General features: G+C 70.1%; 13 protein-coding genes, 1 tRNA gene and 1 riboswitch. Of the genes, 4 read left to right on the top strand and 10 right to left on the bottom strand.

What is annotated here, in order from left to right; genetic code table 11:
• Nucleotides 1-11: 11 nt before the first annotated feature.
• Nucleotides 12-884, bottom strand: a complete 873-nt coding sequence (locus OG357_RS23775) for an alpha/beta fold hydrolase (RefSeq protein ID WP_329623076.1) — start codon at nt 882-884, stop codon at nt 12-14.
• A gap of 110 nt (nt 885-994) precedes the next feature.
• Here OG357_RS23775 and OG357_RS23770 point away from each other — a divergent pair, with 110 nt between their 5' ends.
• A complete protein-coding gene (locus OG357_RS23770; RefSeq protein WP_329623075.1) occupies nt 995-1,552 on the top strand; it encodes a TetR/AcrR family transcriptional regulator in 558 nt (185 codons plus the stop codon).
• Nucleotides 1,553-1,622: 70 nt separating this feature from the next.
• Here OG357_RS23770 and OG357_RS23765 read toward each other — a convergent pair whose 3' ends face one another.
• Nucleotides 1,623-2,522, bottom strand: coding sequence for a Bax inhibitor-1/YccA family protein (locus tag OG357_RS23765; RefSeq protein ID WP_329623074.1), 900 nt, complete (start codon nt 2,520-2,522; stop codon nt 1,623-1,625).
• A gap of 181 nt (nt 2,523-2,703) precedes the next feature.
• Here OG357_RS23765 and OG357_RS23760 point away from each other — a divergent pair, with 181 nt between their 5' ends.
• On the top strand, nt 2,704-3,327 hold the full coding sequence (locus OG357_RS23760) for a hypothetical protein (RefSeq protein WP_329623073.1): 624 nt from the start codon (nt 2,704-2,706) through the stop codon (nt 3,325-3,327).
• 47 nt (nt 3,328-3,374) lie between these two features.
• On the opposite strand, the gene OG357_RS23755 is transcribed toward OG357_RS23760, so the two are convergent.
• Nucleotides 3,375-3,461 (bottom strand) — tRNA-Leu (locus OG357_RS23755).
• Between the two features lie 379 nt (nt 3,462-3,840).
• Here OG357_RS23755 and OG357_RS23750 point away from each other — a divergent pair.
• A complete protein-coding gene (locus OG357_RS23750) occupies nt 3,841-4,611 on the top strand; it encodes an ABC transporter ATP-binding protein (protein WP_329623072.1) in 771 nt (256 codons plus the stop codon).
• 69 nt (nt 4,612-4,680) lie between these two features.
• Entirely contained in the window at nt 4,681-7,212 is a 2,532-nt protein-coding gene (locus tag OG357_RS23745; protein ID WP_329623071.1) for an ABC transporter permease, read from the top strand.
• Between the two features lie 70 nt (nt 7,213-7,282).
• Here OG357_RS23745 and OG357_RS23740 read toward each other — a convergent pair whose 3' ends face one another.
• The 7 genes from OG357_RS23740 to OG357_RS23710 form a co-directional block, all read right to left on the bottom strand.
• Nucleotides 7,283-8,596 carry a cyclopropane-fatty-acyl-phospholipid synthase family protein gene (locus tag OG357_RS23740; RefSeq protein WP_329623070.1) on the bottom strand — a complete coding sequence of 438 codons (1,314 nt, stop codon included), beginning with the start codon at nt 8,594-8,596 and terminating at the stop codon, nt 7,283-7,285.
• A gap of 171 nt (nt 8,597-8,767) precedes the next feature.
• Nucleotides 8,768-10,147 (bottom strand): NAD(P)/FAD-dependent oxidoreductase, encoded by a 1,380-nt coding sequence (locus OG357_RS23735; RefSeq protein ID WP_317596010.1) that lies wholly within the window; start codon nt 10,145-10,147, stop codon nt 8,768-8,770.
• A 380-nt stretch (nt 10,148-10,527) separates the two neighbouring features.
• The gene (locus OG357_RS23730) at nt 10,528-11,442 is read right to left on the bottom strand and encodes a Ppx/GppA phosphatase family protein (RefSeq protein WP_329623069.1); all 915 of its coding nucleotides are present in this window, start codon (nt 11,440-11,442) and stop codon (nt 10,528-10,530) included.
• Nucleotides 11,439-12,032 (bottom strand): DUF501 domain-containing protein, encoded by a 594-nt coding sequence (locus OG357_RS23725; RefSeq protein ID WP_329623068.1) that lies wholly within the window; start codon nt 12,030-12,032, stop codon nt 11,439-11,441. The genes OG357_RS23730 and OG357_RS23725 overlap by 4 nt, the downstream gene beginning before the upstream one ends.
• A 39-nt stretch (nt 12,033-12,071) precedes the next feature.
• Entirely contained in the window at nt 12,072-12,542 is a 471-nt protein-coding gene (locus OG357_RS23720; RefSeq protein WP_329623067.1) for an FtsB family cell division protein, read from the bottom strand.
• A gap of 110 nt (nt 12,543-12,652) precedes the next feature.
• Nucleotides 12,653-13,939 carry a phosphopyruvate hydratase gene (gene eno, locus OG357_RS23715; protein ID WP_329623066.1) on the bottom strand — a complete coding sequence of 429 codons (1,287 nt, stop codon included), beginning with the start codon at nt 13,937-13,939 and terminating at the stop codon, nt 12,653-12,655.
• Nucleotides 13,940-14,296: 357 nt separating this feature from the next.
• Nucleotides 14,297-15,040, bottom strand: a complete 744-nt coding sequence (locus OG357_RS23710) for a transglycosylase family protein (protein ID WP_329623065.1) — start codon at nt 15,038-15,040, stop codon at nt 14,297-14,299.
• Nucleotides 15,041-15,043: 3 nt separating this feature from the next.
• Nucleotides 15,044-15,217: riboswitch (cyclic di-AMP (ydaO/yuaA leader) on the bottom strand.
• Nucleotides 15,218-15,273 lie beyond the last annotated feature (56 nt).

Genomic DNA, 15,273 nt, shown 5'->3' with positions numbered 1-15,273 from the left:
CCCCCTCCCCCTCACTTCACGTGCCGGCCGAGGAAGTCGCGGACGAGCGCGGCGATCTCCTCGCCGTGCGTCTCCAGGGCGAAGTGTCCGGCGTCCAGGAGGTGGATCTCGGCGTCCGGCAGGTCCCGCTCGAAGGCCGCCGCGCCCGCGGGCCCGAAGATCTCGTCGCCGCGTCCCCAGGCCGCGAGGAGCGGCGGACGGTGGGTGCGGAAGTACTCCTGGAAGGCCGGGTAGCCGTCGAGGTTGAACTGGTAGTCCCAGAAGAGCTGGAGCTGGATCTCCTTGTTGCCGGGCCGGTCCAGGCCCGCCTGGTCCAGGGTCCAGGTCTCGGGGCCGATCCGGTCGAGCCGGTCCGCCGGCACCCCGTGGGTGTACTGCCAGCGGGTGGCCTCGGCGGTCAGCAGCTCCCGCACCCCGGCCTCGTTGGCCTCGCGGTCCTCGGCGTGGGCGAAGAGCACGTCCCAGAAGGGCGTGAAGCCCTCCAGGTAGGCGTTGCCGCTCTGGCTGACGATCGCGGTGATCCGCTCGGGGTTCCGGGAGGCGATCCGCAGGCCGATGGGGGCCCCGTAGTCCTGGATGTAGAGCGCGAACCGGTCGACGCCGAGCCGGTCGAGCAGCCCCAGGGTGATCTCGGTGAGCTTCTCGAAGCCGTACGGGAAGTCCTCGACGGCCGGCGCGGCCGAGGCGCCGAAGCCGATGTGGTCGGGGGCGATCAGGTGGTACGAGTCGGCGAGCTCGGCCATGAGCCCGCGGTACATGTGCGAGCTGGACGGGAAGCCGTGCAGCAGGACGAGCGTGGGGTGGGCCGGGTCGCCGGCCTCCCGGTAGAAGACGTCGAGTCCGTCGACGGTGACGGTGCGGGCGCGCAGGGCGAAGGCGGACATGGGAACTCCCCGTTTCCGGTGCCGTGTTTCCGGATCGGGAGAACGATCGTTCTCCCGGTGCCCTGTAGGCTACGAGAACGATGGTTCTCTACGCAAGGGGTGCTCGGCCGATGGACGCGGAAGCCGCCGAACTGAAGGTGCTCGACACCGCCGAGCGGCTCTTCGACGAGCGCGGGGTGCAGGCGGTCGGCATGGACGCGCTCCGCACCGCGTCCGGGGTCTCGCTCAAGCGGCTCTACCAGCTCTTCCCCTCCAAGGACGTCCTCGTCGAGGCGGTCCTGCGGCGCCGCGACGGCGCCGTGCGCGACGCCCTCGCGGCGCACGGCGCGCGGGTCGCCGACGGCCCGTACGAGCGGGCGCTCGCGGTCTTCGACTGGCTCGGTGCCTGGTTCGCCGAGCCCGGGTTCCGGGGGTGCGCGTTCATCAACACCTTCGGGGAGCTCGGCGGCGTCGCCCCGCACGTCACCACCCTCGCCCGCGACCACAAGGAGGCCCTGCGGGCGTACCTCGCCGCGCAGACGGACGCCCTCGGCGCCCCGCCCGCCCTCGCCGACCAGCTCGCCCTGCTCGCCAACGGCGCCATGGTCGTCGCCGGCATCACCGGCTCCCCCGAGCCGGCCGCCCAGGCGAAGGCCGCCGCCCGCGTCCTCCTCGACGCGGCGCGATAGGTCCCCGTACACGCGGAAAGGGCCCGCCCGGCACGAAGCCGGACGGGCCCTTCCCCCGAGCTCAGAGGCGTCAGTCGTCGCCCTGCAGGATCGACAGCAGACGCAGCATCTCCAGGTAGATCCACACCAGGGTCATGGTGAGACCGAAGGCGGCCAGCCAGGCCTCCTCGCGCGGCGCGCCGTAGTTCACGCCGTCCTCGACCTGCTTGAAGTCGAGGGCGAGGAAGCAGGCGCCCAGGATGACGCCGATGACACCGAAGAGGATGCCGAGGCCACCGCTGCGGAAGCCGAGGCCGTCACCGCCGGCGAAGACGGCGAAGAGGAGGTTGACCACCATGAGCAGCATGAAGCCCATGGCAGCGGCCATCACGAAGCCGTAGAAGCGTCGGTTGACCCGGATCCAGCCCATCTTGTAGGCGATCAGGACACCGGCGAAGACCGCCATCGTGCCCAGGACCGCCTGGATGACCACGCCGTCGGCGATGTACGTCGAGACGGCGGCCGAGATCACACCGAGGAAGACGCCCTCGAAGGCCGCGTAGCCCAGGATCAGCGCGGGAGACGGCTTGCGCTTGAAGGACTGCACCATCGCCAGGACGAACGCGACCAGCGCGGCGCCGATGGCGATGCCGTACGACTTGCCCAGGTTGGCCGAGTCGACCGGCAGCAGGAACCAGGACAGGACGGCGGTGAGCACGACCGTGCCGAGCGTCATGGCCGTACGGCTCACGACGTCGTCGATCGTCATCACGTTGCCGCGGGCCTGCTGCGGGGCGCCGAGCGCGGCGTCCTGCGGGGCGTACGGGTTGGTGGCGTACGGGTTCGTCGCACCCTCGGCGTACGGGTTGCCGGTGGCGTACGGGTTGGTTCCGACGGCGGGGCCCCCGGCCTGCGGCTGCTGCGCGTTCACCGCGTAGCCGTTGTCGCGGCTGAACCCCCGTCGCGAGAAGACCGGGTTGCTGCTCCTCATCTCACTCCTCCATGGCAGACCGCACGGCGCGGCCTTGCGTCAAGGGTAATGCGTAGGCAAAAGAAACTCCCTAGTGCTCGGGGAGGATCTTTTCCCGGAAGATTTCGATCTTCCCCCACTCCGGAGCCCACCGCTCCGCGACGCTCCTCCCGTACATGTACCCGCCCCCTCGGGAGAGCTGATGGCCACCGCACCGACCACCGAATGGAAGCTGCCCGTAGGCAAGGCCCGGGTCTTCCTGGCGCCCGGCCACAAGGGCATCCAGAAGCCTGTGATCCTCGTCGGGGACTCCGGCACCGACCTCGACGCGTTGACCGCGAGCGTCGACGACGGCTCGTACGCGCTCCTCGCGGAGCTGCACGCGAGCGGCCGCGACCTGATCCTCGTCGGCCTGACCGCCGACGACACCTTGGACCGTCACAGCGGCACCGTCACGGAGGTCGTCCTGCGCACGATCGCGGAGCGCCTGGGCAGCACCCCGCTGACCGTCGGCGGCACCGGACGCGGCGCCCTGGCCGCCCGCTACACGCTCGCCAAGCTGGAGACACAGCGAATGGACCACCAGACCGCGGCCTACTTCTCCCACGACGGCACCGCGCCCGCGGAAGGAGACGAGGCCGACCGCCTGGACCGGTACGGCAACTGGCCGGTGAGGCCCCTCAAGCTCGGTCTGATCGGCGGCGGCGCCGCGAGCGAGATCGACGTCGAGGCGTTCGACGAGTCGAAGACCGACGGGTCCGACCCCGGCTCCGCCCTGCTCTCCAAGGAGCTCGGCTCCTGGCTGCTGGAGCACCTGCCGAGCTGAACAGAGGGGACTGTTCCGGGCCCCAGGCACTCGCCTGCGGCCCGGGGTGGTGCCCGGAACCGGACTTGAACCGGTACGGCCCGAAGGCCAGCGAGGTTTAAGCTCGCCGTGTCTGCGTATTCCACCATCCGGGCGTTCCGCGAAGCTCCGCGTTGGCACAGGAGCCTATCCGGGCCCCTTCCCTCGTTCAGCGGAAGATCAGCCCGATGTTGTCTTATTTTATTGACGCCTGAGGGTTCGTCAGTGCAGGTGAGGGGCTTTTCGCCGAACTGTGACGGGGGTCGCAGGCGCAAAGCCGAGCCCACGGGAATGACGAAAAGTCGTCGCACGTCTGTCACGTCGGCTCGAAGCGGTCTCTCAGGGACACCGTCATACCTCAGGAGGAGGATCGGGGGCTCCGGTCCGACTCGAGACTGCCCCGAGAACGGGCACGTGGACGGACGTCCCGGGCCGGAACGCTCGACACGATGGAGGGGTTCCCGCAGCAGCCCCGCAGTGACAGGAGTCCCCCTCGTGACCACCACCCCCACCGTGTCCCGTGCCACCGCGGTGGCCGCCCGCGCCACGGATCTCTCGAAGGTCTACGGACAGGGCGAGACCCAGGTGGTCGCGCTCGACCACGTCACCGTCGACTTCCGGCAGGGCGAGTTCACCGCGATCATGGGCCCCTCCGGCTCCGGCAAGTCGACCCTGATGCACTGCGTCGCCGGCCTGGACTCCTTCTCCTCCGGCTCGGTGCGGATCGGCGAGACCGAGCTCTCCACCCTCAAGGACAAGCAGCTCACCCAGCTCCGCCGGGACAAGATCGGCTTCATCTTCCAGGCCTTCAACCTGCTGCCGACGCTGACGGCCCTGGAGAACATCACGCTGCCGATGGACATCGCGGGCCGCAAGGCCAACAAGCAATGGGTCCAGCAGGTCATCGACATGCTCGGCCTCTCCGCCCGGCTCAGCCACCGCCCCACCGAGCTCTCCGGCGGCCAGCAGCAGCGCGTGGCCGTGGCCCGCGCCCTGGCCTCCCGCCCCGAGATCATCTTCGGTGACGAGCCGACCGGAAACCTGGACTCGCGCTCCGGCGCCGAGGTCCTGGGCTTCCTGCGCAACTCGGTCCGCGAGCTGGGCCAGACCGTCGTCATGGTCACCCACGACCCGGTCGCCGCCTCCTACGCGGACCGCGTGATCTTCCTCGCCGACGGCCGGATCGTCGACGAGATGCTGCACCCGACGGCGGACGGGGTGCTCGACCGCATGAAGGCCTTCGACGCCAAGGGCCGCACGAGCTGACGCGAGCGACGCCGAAGCGTCACGCCGCCCCGACCTCCGTCCCGCCCCACCCTCCTTCAGGACACACCCATGTTCCGTACCGCCCTGCGCAACGTCCTCGCGCACAAGGCGAGACTGCTGATGACCGTCCTCGCCGTGATGCTCGGCGTGGCCTTCGTCTCCGGCACCCTCGTCTTCACCGACACCCTCTCCAGCGCCTTCCGCAGCCAGTCCGCCAAGAGCTACGACGACGTCGCCGTCGCCGTGAACATGTACCCGAGCGACGCGGAGGCCCAGAAGACCCCCGGCCTGTCGCAGGCGGTCGTCGACCGCGTCGGGAAGCTCGACGGCGTCGCCTCCGTCTCCGCCCGCGTCGACGGCTTCGCCGGTGTCCCCGACAAGGACGGCAAGCTGATCGGCGTCGGCTGGTCCAACAAGGGCACCAACTTCGCGCCCGGCAAGGACGGCAAGGACCGCGCGTACGCCTTCACCGCGGGCGACGGGCCGGTCGAGGCCGGTCAGATCGCCCTGGACAAGGACACCGCCGACAAGGGCGACTACAAGGTCGGCGACAGCGTCCGCGTCGCCACCAACGGCCCGGTGAAGGAGTACACCCTCTCCGGTGTCTTCACGACCGAGGACGGCGCCGTCAACGCGGGCGGCAGCCTGATCCTCTTCGACACCCCCGTCGCCCAGAAGCTCTACCTGAAGCCCGGGTTCTTCCGGGACCTGACCGTCACCGCCGCCCCCGGCACCGACGCGGACAAGATCCTCACCGAGGTCCTGAAGGTCGTCCCGAAGTCCGCCACGGCCCAGACCGGCGCGGCCCTCGCCGACCAGCAGGCCAAGGACATCGAGTCCGGCCTCGGCAACCTCAACCAGGTCCTGCTCGGCTTCGCGGGCATCGCCCTCTTCGTCGGCGTCTTCCTGATCTCCAACACCTTCACCATGCTGGTCGCGCAGCGCACCAAGGAACTGGCGCTGATGCGCGCGGTCGGTGCCTCGCGCAAGCAGATCACCCGTTCCGTCCTCGCCGAGGCCGGTCTCGTCGGTCTCGTCGCCTCGGCCGTCGGCTACGCCCTGGGCATCGGTCTCGCCGCCGGTCTCCGCTCGGCCATGAGCGCCTTCGACCTGAAGGTTCCGGGCGGCCCGCTCGTCCTCGAAGCCACCCCCGTCCTCGCCGCCTTCGGCGTCGGCGTCCTCATCACGATGCTCGCGGCCTGGCTGCCCGGCCGCCGCGCCGCGAAGATCCCGCCGGTCGCCGCCATGAGCAGCGTCCACTCCACCCCCAGCGGCAAGTCGCTCGTCGTGCGGAACTCCATCGGCGCCGCGCTCACCGCGCTCGGTGTCGTCCTGATCGTGCTCGGCGCCGGCCAGGGCGGCGACGAGGGCCGCATGCTCATCGCGGGCGGCGCCTTCGTCACCCTCATCGGTGTCATCGTGCTGATCCCGTTCCTGTCCCGGCCCGTGATCGCCCTGATCCGCCCGCTCTTCGTGAGCGTCTTCGGGGTCTCCGGCAAGCTCGCCGGCCTCAACGCGGTCCGCAACCCGCGCCGTACCGGCGCCACCGCCTCCGCGCTCGCCATCGGTCTGACCCTGGTCACCGGCCTCTCGGTGCTCGGCGCGACCGTCGGCAGCGCCCTGGACAAGATGACGGTCGACCAGATCAAGGCCGACTACATGATCACCATGGCCAGTGGCGAGAGCCTCGGCGACGAGGCGCTGGCCGCCCTGGAGAAGGCCGCGGGCGTCACGGCGGTCTCCCCGCAGCAGGCCGGCGCCCTGAAGATCAAGGGCGACTACGCCTCGGCCTCCGGCGTCACCCCCGGCGACGTCGAGCAGGTCCTCAAGCTCGACGTCGTGACCGGCTCGCTCGGCTCCCTCAAGGACGGCAAGATCGCCGTCGCGGAGAAGACCGCGACGAAGCGCGGCCTGAAGGTCGGCGACACCGTCCCGGTCGAGTACCTCGACAAGGCCAAGGCCAAGCTCACGATCGGCGCGGTCTACAAGGACAGCGAGTTCGTCTCGCCGGTCCTGATCGACCACAAGACCATCAAGGCGCACGAGCAGCGGGCCTACACGCCGCAGATCTTCGTGAAGACGGACGGCGGCCCGTCGGCCGCCAACGAGAAGGCGCTGGCGAAGGCGCTGGGCGACAACCCGGCCATCAGCATCATGGACGAGAAGGACATCCGTGACACCTTCGGCGGGCAGATCAACCTGCTCCTGAACATCGTCTACGGCCTGCTCGCGATGGCCCTGCTCATCGCCATCCTCGGCGTCGTCAACACCCTCGCAATGTCCGTCTTCGAGCGTCAGCAGGAGATCGGCATGCTGCGGGCGATCGGTCTCGACCGGCGCCGTGTGAAGCGGATGGTCCGTCTGGAGGCCGTGGTCATCTCGGTGTTCGGCGCGGTCGTCGGCATCGGCCTGGGCGCGTTCCTCGGCTGGGCCATCGGCGAGACCTTCGCCGACAGCCTGCCGGGCTACTCCCTGGTCCTGCCCTGGGACCGGATCGGGATCTTCCTGGTCCTGGCCGGCCTGGTCGGCGTCCTCGCCTCCCTGTGGCCGGCCCGGAGCGCCGCGCGGCTGAACATGCTCTCGGCCATCAAGGCCGAGTAGCGGAGTAGCGAAAGCAGTGCGTATGAAGGGCCGGTCTCCCCGCCGCGGGGAGACCGGCCCTTCGGCGTGTTCAGGCCGTCTTCTCGTTCCAGACGCGCGGCCGCAGCGCCGTCCCGCTCTTCCCCGACAGCGGGGTCTTCACGGCGAGGAACTGGTTCACGCCGATCCGGTTGCGTTCGAAGGAGACGGCGGAGGCCGCCATGTAGAGCCGCCAGATCCTGGCCCGGCCGGGCGAGGTGAGCCGGACCGCGCGGTCCCACTCCCGCTCCAGGTTGGCCACCCACCGGCGCAGGGTGAGCGCGTAGTGCTCGCGGAGCGCCTCGACGTCGCGGACCTCGAAGCCGGCGTCCTCCAGGGTGGACAGCGTCCGGCCCATGGGGGCGAGTTCGCCGTCCGGGAAGACGTACGCGTCGATGAAGGGGTCGATCTCGTAGGCCTCCTCGTCGGGCTCGGGCCGGCGGGAGATCTGGTGGTTGAGGAGCCGTCCGCCGGGCTTGAGGAGCCCGTACAGCGTGTCGGCGTACTCCCGGTACTTCACGGCCCCGACGTGCTCGGCCATGCCGATCGAGGAGATCGCGTCGTACGGGCCGTCCGCGACGTCCCGGTAGTCCTGGACGCGGATCTCCACGAGGTCGGTGAGGCCCTCGTCCGCGACGCGCTTGCGGGCGTAGGCGGCCTGCTCGCGGGAGAGGGTGATGCCGACGACCCGGGCGCCGTACTCGCGGGCGGCGTGCAGGGCCATGGAGCCCCAGCCGCACCCCACGTCGAGGAGCCGGTCGCCCTCGGTGAGGTTCAGCTTGCGGGCGATGAGGTCCAGTTTGTCGCGCTGGGCGTCCTCCAGGGTCCCGTCCTCCGTCCAGTAGGCGCAGGAGTAGACCATGGACGGGCCGAGGACGATCTCGTAGAAGTCGTTGCCCACGTCGTAGTGGTGACTGATCGCCTGCTTGTCGCGGCGCCTGCTGTGGCTGTGGCCGCTGCGGCCGCGCATCTCCTCGGCGGGCGGCGGCGGGGGCGGGAACGGCCCGGCGAGCCCGAGCAGGGCGCGGGCGGCGGCGCGGAGCTTCGGGTCCCGTACGGAGTCGCGCAGGGCCGTGAGGCGGCTCCTGGTGTCCTCGGGGCGCTCCCAGAGGAGGCCCGAGATCCGGTCCAGGACCTCGTACAGGTCCCCTTCGACGTCGAGCTCCCCGGCCACCCAGGCACGGGCAAGACCCAGTTCGCCGGGCTTCCAGATCATTCTCCGCAGGGCGCGGCGGTCACGGACGATCAGGACGGGGGCGCCCGCGGGGCCGGCTTCGCTGCCGTCCCAGGCTCGCAGTCGGACCGGGAGCGGTCCTCCGAGGAGTTCCTCGGCGAGAGTCGTCAGCCGCGACGCGGCGTCGGCCATGGTGCACACCTCCGTGATCTCGTGCCCCAGAAATGCTCGTCACCAAGGGAACACCCTGCGTAGGTATTTCCCATCCCGGCGCAGCGCAACGACTCGGCAAAACACGCGAAGGGCCGTCCGCACCACGGATGGCGGACGGCCCTTTCGGGGTATTGCGTGTACTGCGGTGCCTTAGGAGGCCTTGGCCTTCTCCTGCGCCGGCGCGGCCGGGGCGGGGGCGGGCTTGGCGGCCTCGTAGAACTCCTCGCGCGGCGTCTCGATGGCGCCGAGGGAGACGACCTCGCGCTTGAGGAACATCGCGAGGGTCCAGTCCGCGAAGACGCGGATCTTGCGGTTCCAGGTCGGCATGGCCATGCCGTGGTAGCCGCGGTGCATGTACCAGGCGAGACGGCCCTTGAGCTTGATCTTCACCTTGCCCATGACGATCATCGCGACGCCCTTGTGGAGGCCGAGGCCGGCCACGGCGCCCTTGTTGGCGTGGCTGTAGTCGGCCTGCGGGAAGCCGCGCATGCCGGCCACCACGTTGTCGCCGAGGACCTTCGCCTGACGCAGCGCGTGCTGGGCGTTCGGCGGGCACCAGGCGTTCGGGTTGCCGGCCTTGCGGCCGACCATGTCCGGCACCTGGGCGTTGTCGCCCGCGGCCCACGCGTAGTCGAGGCCGTTGATCTGGAGCTTCTCGTTGCAGTCCACGTGGCCGCGGGGGCCGAGCGGCAGACCGAAGCGGGAGAGCGCCGGGTTCGGCTTCACACCGGCGGTCCACACGATCGTGTTGGAGTCGACCTCGAGGCCGTTCTTCAGCACGACGTGGCCGTCGACGCAGGAGTCCATCGAGGTCTCGAGGTAGATCTCGATACCGCGGCCCTCGAGGTGCTCCTTGCCGTACTGGCCGAGCTTGGGGCCCACCTCGGGGAGGATCTTGTCGGCCGCGTCGACCAGGACGAAGCGCATGTCCTCGCGCTTGACGTTCTGGTAGTACTTCGACGCGTCACGGGCCAGGTCCTCGACCTCGCCGATGGTCTCCGCGCCGGCGAAGCCGCCGCCCACGAAGACGAAGGTCAGCGCCTTGCGGCGGACCTCCTCGTCGGTGGTCGAGTCGGCCTTGTCGAGCTGCTCGAGGACGTGGTTGCGCAGGCCGATGGCCTCCTCGATGCCCTTCATGCCGATGCCCTGCTCGGCGAGGCCGGGGATCGGGAAGGTGCGGGAGACCGCGCCCATCGCGATGACGAGGTAGTCGAAAGGCAGCTCGTACGCCTCGCCGACGAGCGGCGCGACGGTGGCGACCTTGCGGTCCTGGTCGATGGTGGTGACCCGACCGGTGAGCACCTCGGCCTTGGGGAGGACGCGTCGCAGCGGGACGACGACGTGCCTCGGCGAGATGCTGCCGGCGGCGGCTTCGGGCAGGAAGGGCTGGTAGGTCATGTACGACCGCGGGTCGACGACCGTGACGGTCGCTTCCGCATAGCGCATCTTCTTGAGGATGCGCCGAGCTGCGTACAGGCCTACGTACCCGCCGCCTACTACGAGGATCCTGGGACGCTCCGTGGTGCTCATGAGATCGAGTATCCACCCACCCCTGGGGGGTTGCTCGTGCGCCCCTTCACAAGGTCCTGGCGCACCTCTGCTACACTCCGCCGCCCACGTGATCCATGTCATGACGGTGCAAAGGAACCGGGGTGCGGGGGTGAACGTTGTTCACCCCTCGTGAACTGGCCTGGAGAGGCCTCGTTAACGCTGAACCACCGGGTGCGTTCACGCGATGGAAACAACGAGCGAAGTGGCCTCCGCGCCTGCGAAAGGGCCCTGAGACGGCCCTCGGAAGGCCCAAAGACCCCCTCCGGACCCCCTTCGGGCGCCATCAGGGCCCTTTTCCTTGTGAAGAACTTCACGAACTTTCCCGACGGTGTGTCGTCAGGACGCTCGATAGATGCCCGCTATGCCACGGATAGGGCGATCCCATCGAGGATGTCGTGCTCGCTGACGACGACCTCGCTCGCTCCGACGCGCTCCACGATCTCCCTCAGGACGAGCGCTCCGGCGATGATCACGTCGATCCGTCCGGGGTGGATGACGGGGATCGCGGCCCGCTCGTCGTGCGTGGAGGCGAGGAGGCGGTCGGTCACCTCGGCGACCCGCTCGGCGGAGATCCGGGAGTGGTGGATCTTCTCGGAGTCGTACTCCGTGAGCCCGAGGGCGATCGCGGCGACGGTGGTGACCGAGCCGGCGAGCCCGACGAGGGTGTCCGCCGTGCCGATCGGCACGGTCTCCGCGGCCAGGTCGAGCGCGGCGCGGACGTCGGCGCGGATCGCGGCGACCTCCTCCGCGGTCGGCGGGTCGTGGCGGACGTGCCGCTCGGTCAGCCGGACGCAGCCGATGTCGACGGAGCGGGCGGCCTCGACGTGCTTGTTACCGGTGACGAACTCGGTCGAGCCGCCGCCGATGTCCACGACGAGGTACGTCTCCGTGCCGTGCAGCTCGCCGGTGGCGCCGGTGAAGGAGAACTCCGCCTCCTGGTCGCCGGTGATCACCTCGGGCTCGACGCCCAGGATCTCCACGACCCCGTTCACGAAGTCCTGGCGGTTCTCGGCGTCGCGCGAGGCGGAGGTGGCGACGAAGCGGAGCTTCTCGGCGCCCAGCTCCTCGATGACCGCGGCGTACTCGCGGCAGGCCGCGAAGGTCCGCTCCAGCGCCTCCGGCGCGAGCCGGCCCGTCTTGTCGACGCCCTGCCCGAGCCGGACGATCGTCATCCGCCGGTCCAGCTCGACGAGGTCACCCGTCTCGGGGTGGACGTCGGCGACGAGGAGACGGATCGAGTTCGTCCCGCAGTCGATTCCGGCGACCCGGGTCACTCGCCCTGCTCCTCTTCTTCCTTGTCCCCGCCCTTGTCGGCGCCCTTGTCGGCGCCCTTGTCGGCGCCCTTGTCGGCGCACGGCGTGACGCAGGCGCCCTTCGCCCACCACTCCGGCAGCATCGCGAGGGCCTCGTCGCCGAACGGGTTGACGCCCGGGCCCGCGGCCAGCGAGTGGCCGACGAGGACGTGCAGGCACTTGACGCGGTCCGGCATGCCGCCGGCGCTCGGGAAGCCCTCCAGGACCTCGATCGCGTCACGGCGGGCGATGTAGTCCTCGTGCGCGGCCCGGTAGGCGGCGGCGAGCTCCGGGTCCGTGGCGAGCCGGGCCTGCATCTCCTTCATGACCCCGTTGGCCTCCAGGGTGCCGATGGCCGAGGCCGCCCGGGGGCAGGTCAGGTAGTACGTCGTCGGGAACGGCGTGCCGTCGGGGAGCCGCGGCGCCGTCTCGACGACGTCCGGATTGCCGCACGGGCAGCGGTGCGCGATGGCGCGCAGGCCGCGGGGCGGCCGACCGAGCTGGAGCTCGAAGGCGGCGATGTCCTTCTCGGTGGGCTCGGTGCGTTCGGTCTGCGGAGGGGGCGTTTCCATGTTTTTTCGGTTGCCTTGATCGTTGTCGCGGAGGAGGGGTCAGGGGCGGTCGGCGTGGTCGACGCCGTCCCAGAGGTTGTCGTACCAGGGACGGTCCGCCGTTCCCTGGTCGGCGCGGGGCCGCTGCTCCGCGTCGGGGTCGTTCACGGTGAAGCCGGTCTCGCCGGGCAGCAGGTAGTGCAGGTGCTCGCGGGCGAGGCGGCGGACGTAGGCCGGGTCCTGGAGGCGGGCCTTCTCGTCCCGCAGCTCCTCGACCCGCCGGGCCGCCTCGGCCGCCCGGCGCTCCTGGTCGGCGATCTCGCCCTGCTGCGAGACGTAGCTCCGCATCGGGTAGGCGAGGGCCACGACGAGGGAGCAGACCACGAGGGCGAGGAAGGCCGCGCGGCCGGTGAGCCGGGAGCGGCGGGCCTGGCGGCGGGTCTGGGAGCGGTAGACACGGGCGGCGGTCTGCTCGCCGAGCAGCCTGATCCGGGTCGCGGTCGAGAACCGGTCCCGGTCCTTCGCGGCCATGTCGTGTCGCCTCCCCTGTTCATACGTACGTCCCCGCACACGGTACGGGACCGAGTACGGGGACGTACGGAAGCTGCACTACGGAGAGGTGTCAGCCCTTGATCTGCTGATCAGCCCTTGAAGCGCGGGAAGGCGCTGCGGCCGGCGTAGACCGCGGCGTCGTCGAGGATCTCCTCGATGCGCAGGAGCTGGTTGTACTTGGCGACGCGGTCCGAGCGGGCCGGGGCGCCGGTCTTGATCTGACCGCAGTTCACCGCGACGGCGAGGTCGGCGATGGTGACGTCCTCGGTCTCGCCGGAGCGGTGGGACATCATGCACTTGAAGCCGTTGCGCTGGGCCAGCTCGACGGCGTCCAGAGTCTCGGTCAGCGAGCCGATCTGGTTGACCTTGACCAGGAGGGCGTTCGCGGTGCCCTCCTCGATGCCGCGGGCGAGGCGCTCCGGGTTGGTGACGAAGAGGTCGTCGCCGACGATCTGGACCTTGGCGCCCAGCTTGTCGGTGAGGACCTTCCAGCCCGCCCAGTCGTCCTCGTACAGCGGGTCCTCGATGGAGACCATCGGGTACGCGGAGACGAGCTCCTCGTAGTACTCGGTCATCTCGGCGGCCGAGCGGGACTTGCCCTCGAACTCGTACGAGCCGTCCTTGTAGAACTCGGACGCGGCGACGTCGAGTGCGAGCGCGACGTCGGTGCCCGGGGTGTAGCCGGCCTCCTTGATGGCCTCGATGATGAGGTCCAGGGCGGCGCGGTTCGACTCCAGGTTCGGGGCGAAGCCGCCCTCGTCGCCGAGGCCGGTGGAGAGGCCCTTGCGCTTCAGCACGCCCTTGAGGGTGTGGTAGATCTCCGCACCCCAGCGAAGGGCCTCGGAGAAGGACTCCGCGCCGATCGGGGCGATCATGAACTCCTGGATGTCCACGTTGGAGTCGGCGTGCGACCCACCGTTGAGGATGTTCATCATCGGAACGGGCAGCAGGTGCGCGTTCGGGCCGCCGAGGTAGCGGAAGAGCGGGAGGTCCGAGGCCTCGGACGCGGCGTGCGCGACGGCGAGGGAGACGCCGAGGATGGCGTTGGCGCCGAGCGAGCCCTTGTTCTCGGTGGCGTCGAGGTCGAACATCGCCTGGTCGATCAGGCGCTGCTCGGTGGCGTCGTACCCGACGAGCTCCGGGCCGATCTGCTCGATGACGGCGAGGACGGCCTTCTCGACACCCTTGCCGAGGTAGCGGTTCGGGTCACCGTCGCGAAGCTCGATGGCCTCGAACGCACCGGTGGAGGCACCGGACGGAACAGCAGCACGACCGGTGCTGCCGTCGTCGAGGCCGACCTCGACCTCGACCGTGGGGTTGCCTCGGGAGTCCAGGATTTCCCGGGCTACGACGACGTCGATGGACGGCACGAGCATCTCCTTTTTGGGATGTGACGCTGGATGTGACGCATGGCCGGTGCAGGGTCGCTTGGCCTTGCGACAAGAGCCTAACCGGCTCCGGGGCTCCGGCCGGCCCTGCGCCCGCCCCCTGGGACGAAAAAGGACCCAAGGGCATGCATCTCGGGACGAAGGGCCCCAGATCTACTGGGCGGTAACCGTCAAGTCGTCCCGAACCCGGGAAACCTGACGTACGGACCCCTGACATACGGACCCCGGACACACGGAACCCCGGTCCGGCGCGCACGGGGGAGAGTGCGCCGGACCGGGGTGGTCACCGCGGGAGGGTCATAGGAGGGGTCGGGCGAGCCGCCGGACTCACCCGAGCCGCCGGGCTCACTTGAGGTGGAGCTGCTGGCCCACGTAGATGAGGTCGGCGTTCTCGACGACGTCCTTGTTCAGCTCGAAGAGCTCGGCCCAGCCGCCCTTGACGCCGTGCGCCTCGGCGATCTTGCTGAGGGTGTCGCCGGCGACGACCTTGTACTCGCCGTCACCCTTCTTGACCACCTTGCCGGTCGGGGTGGTGACCGTCTTCTTGGTGGCGGCCTTCGGGGCGGCCTGCTGCTGCGTGGCCTGCTTCGGGGCCTGGCGCTGCTCGCTGCGGGTGGTCGGCTGCTCGGTCGAGCGCTGCGGCTGCGACTGCTGCTGGGTCTCCTGCTTCGGCGCGGCCTGCTGCGGCGCGCTCTCGGCGGAGCCGCCGTCGTACGAGGCGCCGGAGAGGCCCACGCCACAGGACGGCCAGGCACCCTTGCCCTGGCCCGCGAGGACCTTCTCGGCGATGGTGATCTGCTGGGACTTCGACGCCTGGTTGGCGGTCGAGGCGTAGGCGGTGCCGCCGTACGCGGCCCAGGTGGAGGCGGAGAACTGCAGGCCGCCGTAGTACCCGTTGCCGGTGTTGATCGACCAGTTGCCGCCGGACTCGCACTGGGCGACGCGGTCCCACTCGGAGGACGTGGCGGCCGAGGCGGTGCCCGCGGTCATCAGCGGGGCGGCGACGGCGACACCGGTGACGCCGACGAGCGTGGCGACCTGGGTGGCCTTGGAGGGACGACGGTGTTTGCCCTTGCCGGAAAACAGCATGGAGATTCTCCTCACCGACGCCTACGAGGTGAGCTGTCGGGTTCGGACCAATGAGTTGTCCGGCCGCGTGTCCTAGCACGCGACTTAACCCCTAGCCGATCGTCGGCCGTCTGTCTCAACGGCCGGGGTCGGCACTTACCTTGGGTCCCCCGCTCCTGCCTACGGCGCTTACGCGACGTTCCCATCGGCCGACGGCAGGATTCGGCGTTTCGGTCGACGGGGCCCGCGGTGGC

The organism is Streptomyces sp. NBC_01255, assembly GCF_036226445.1.
Classification (GTDB): Bacteria; Actinomycetota; Actinomycetes; order Streptomycetales; family Streptomycetaceae; genus Streptomyces.
Note: the sequence above shows the minus strand (reverse complement) of the source record. Positions and strands in the feature narration are given on the sequence as shown.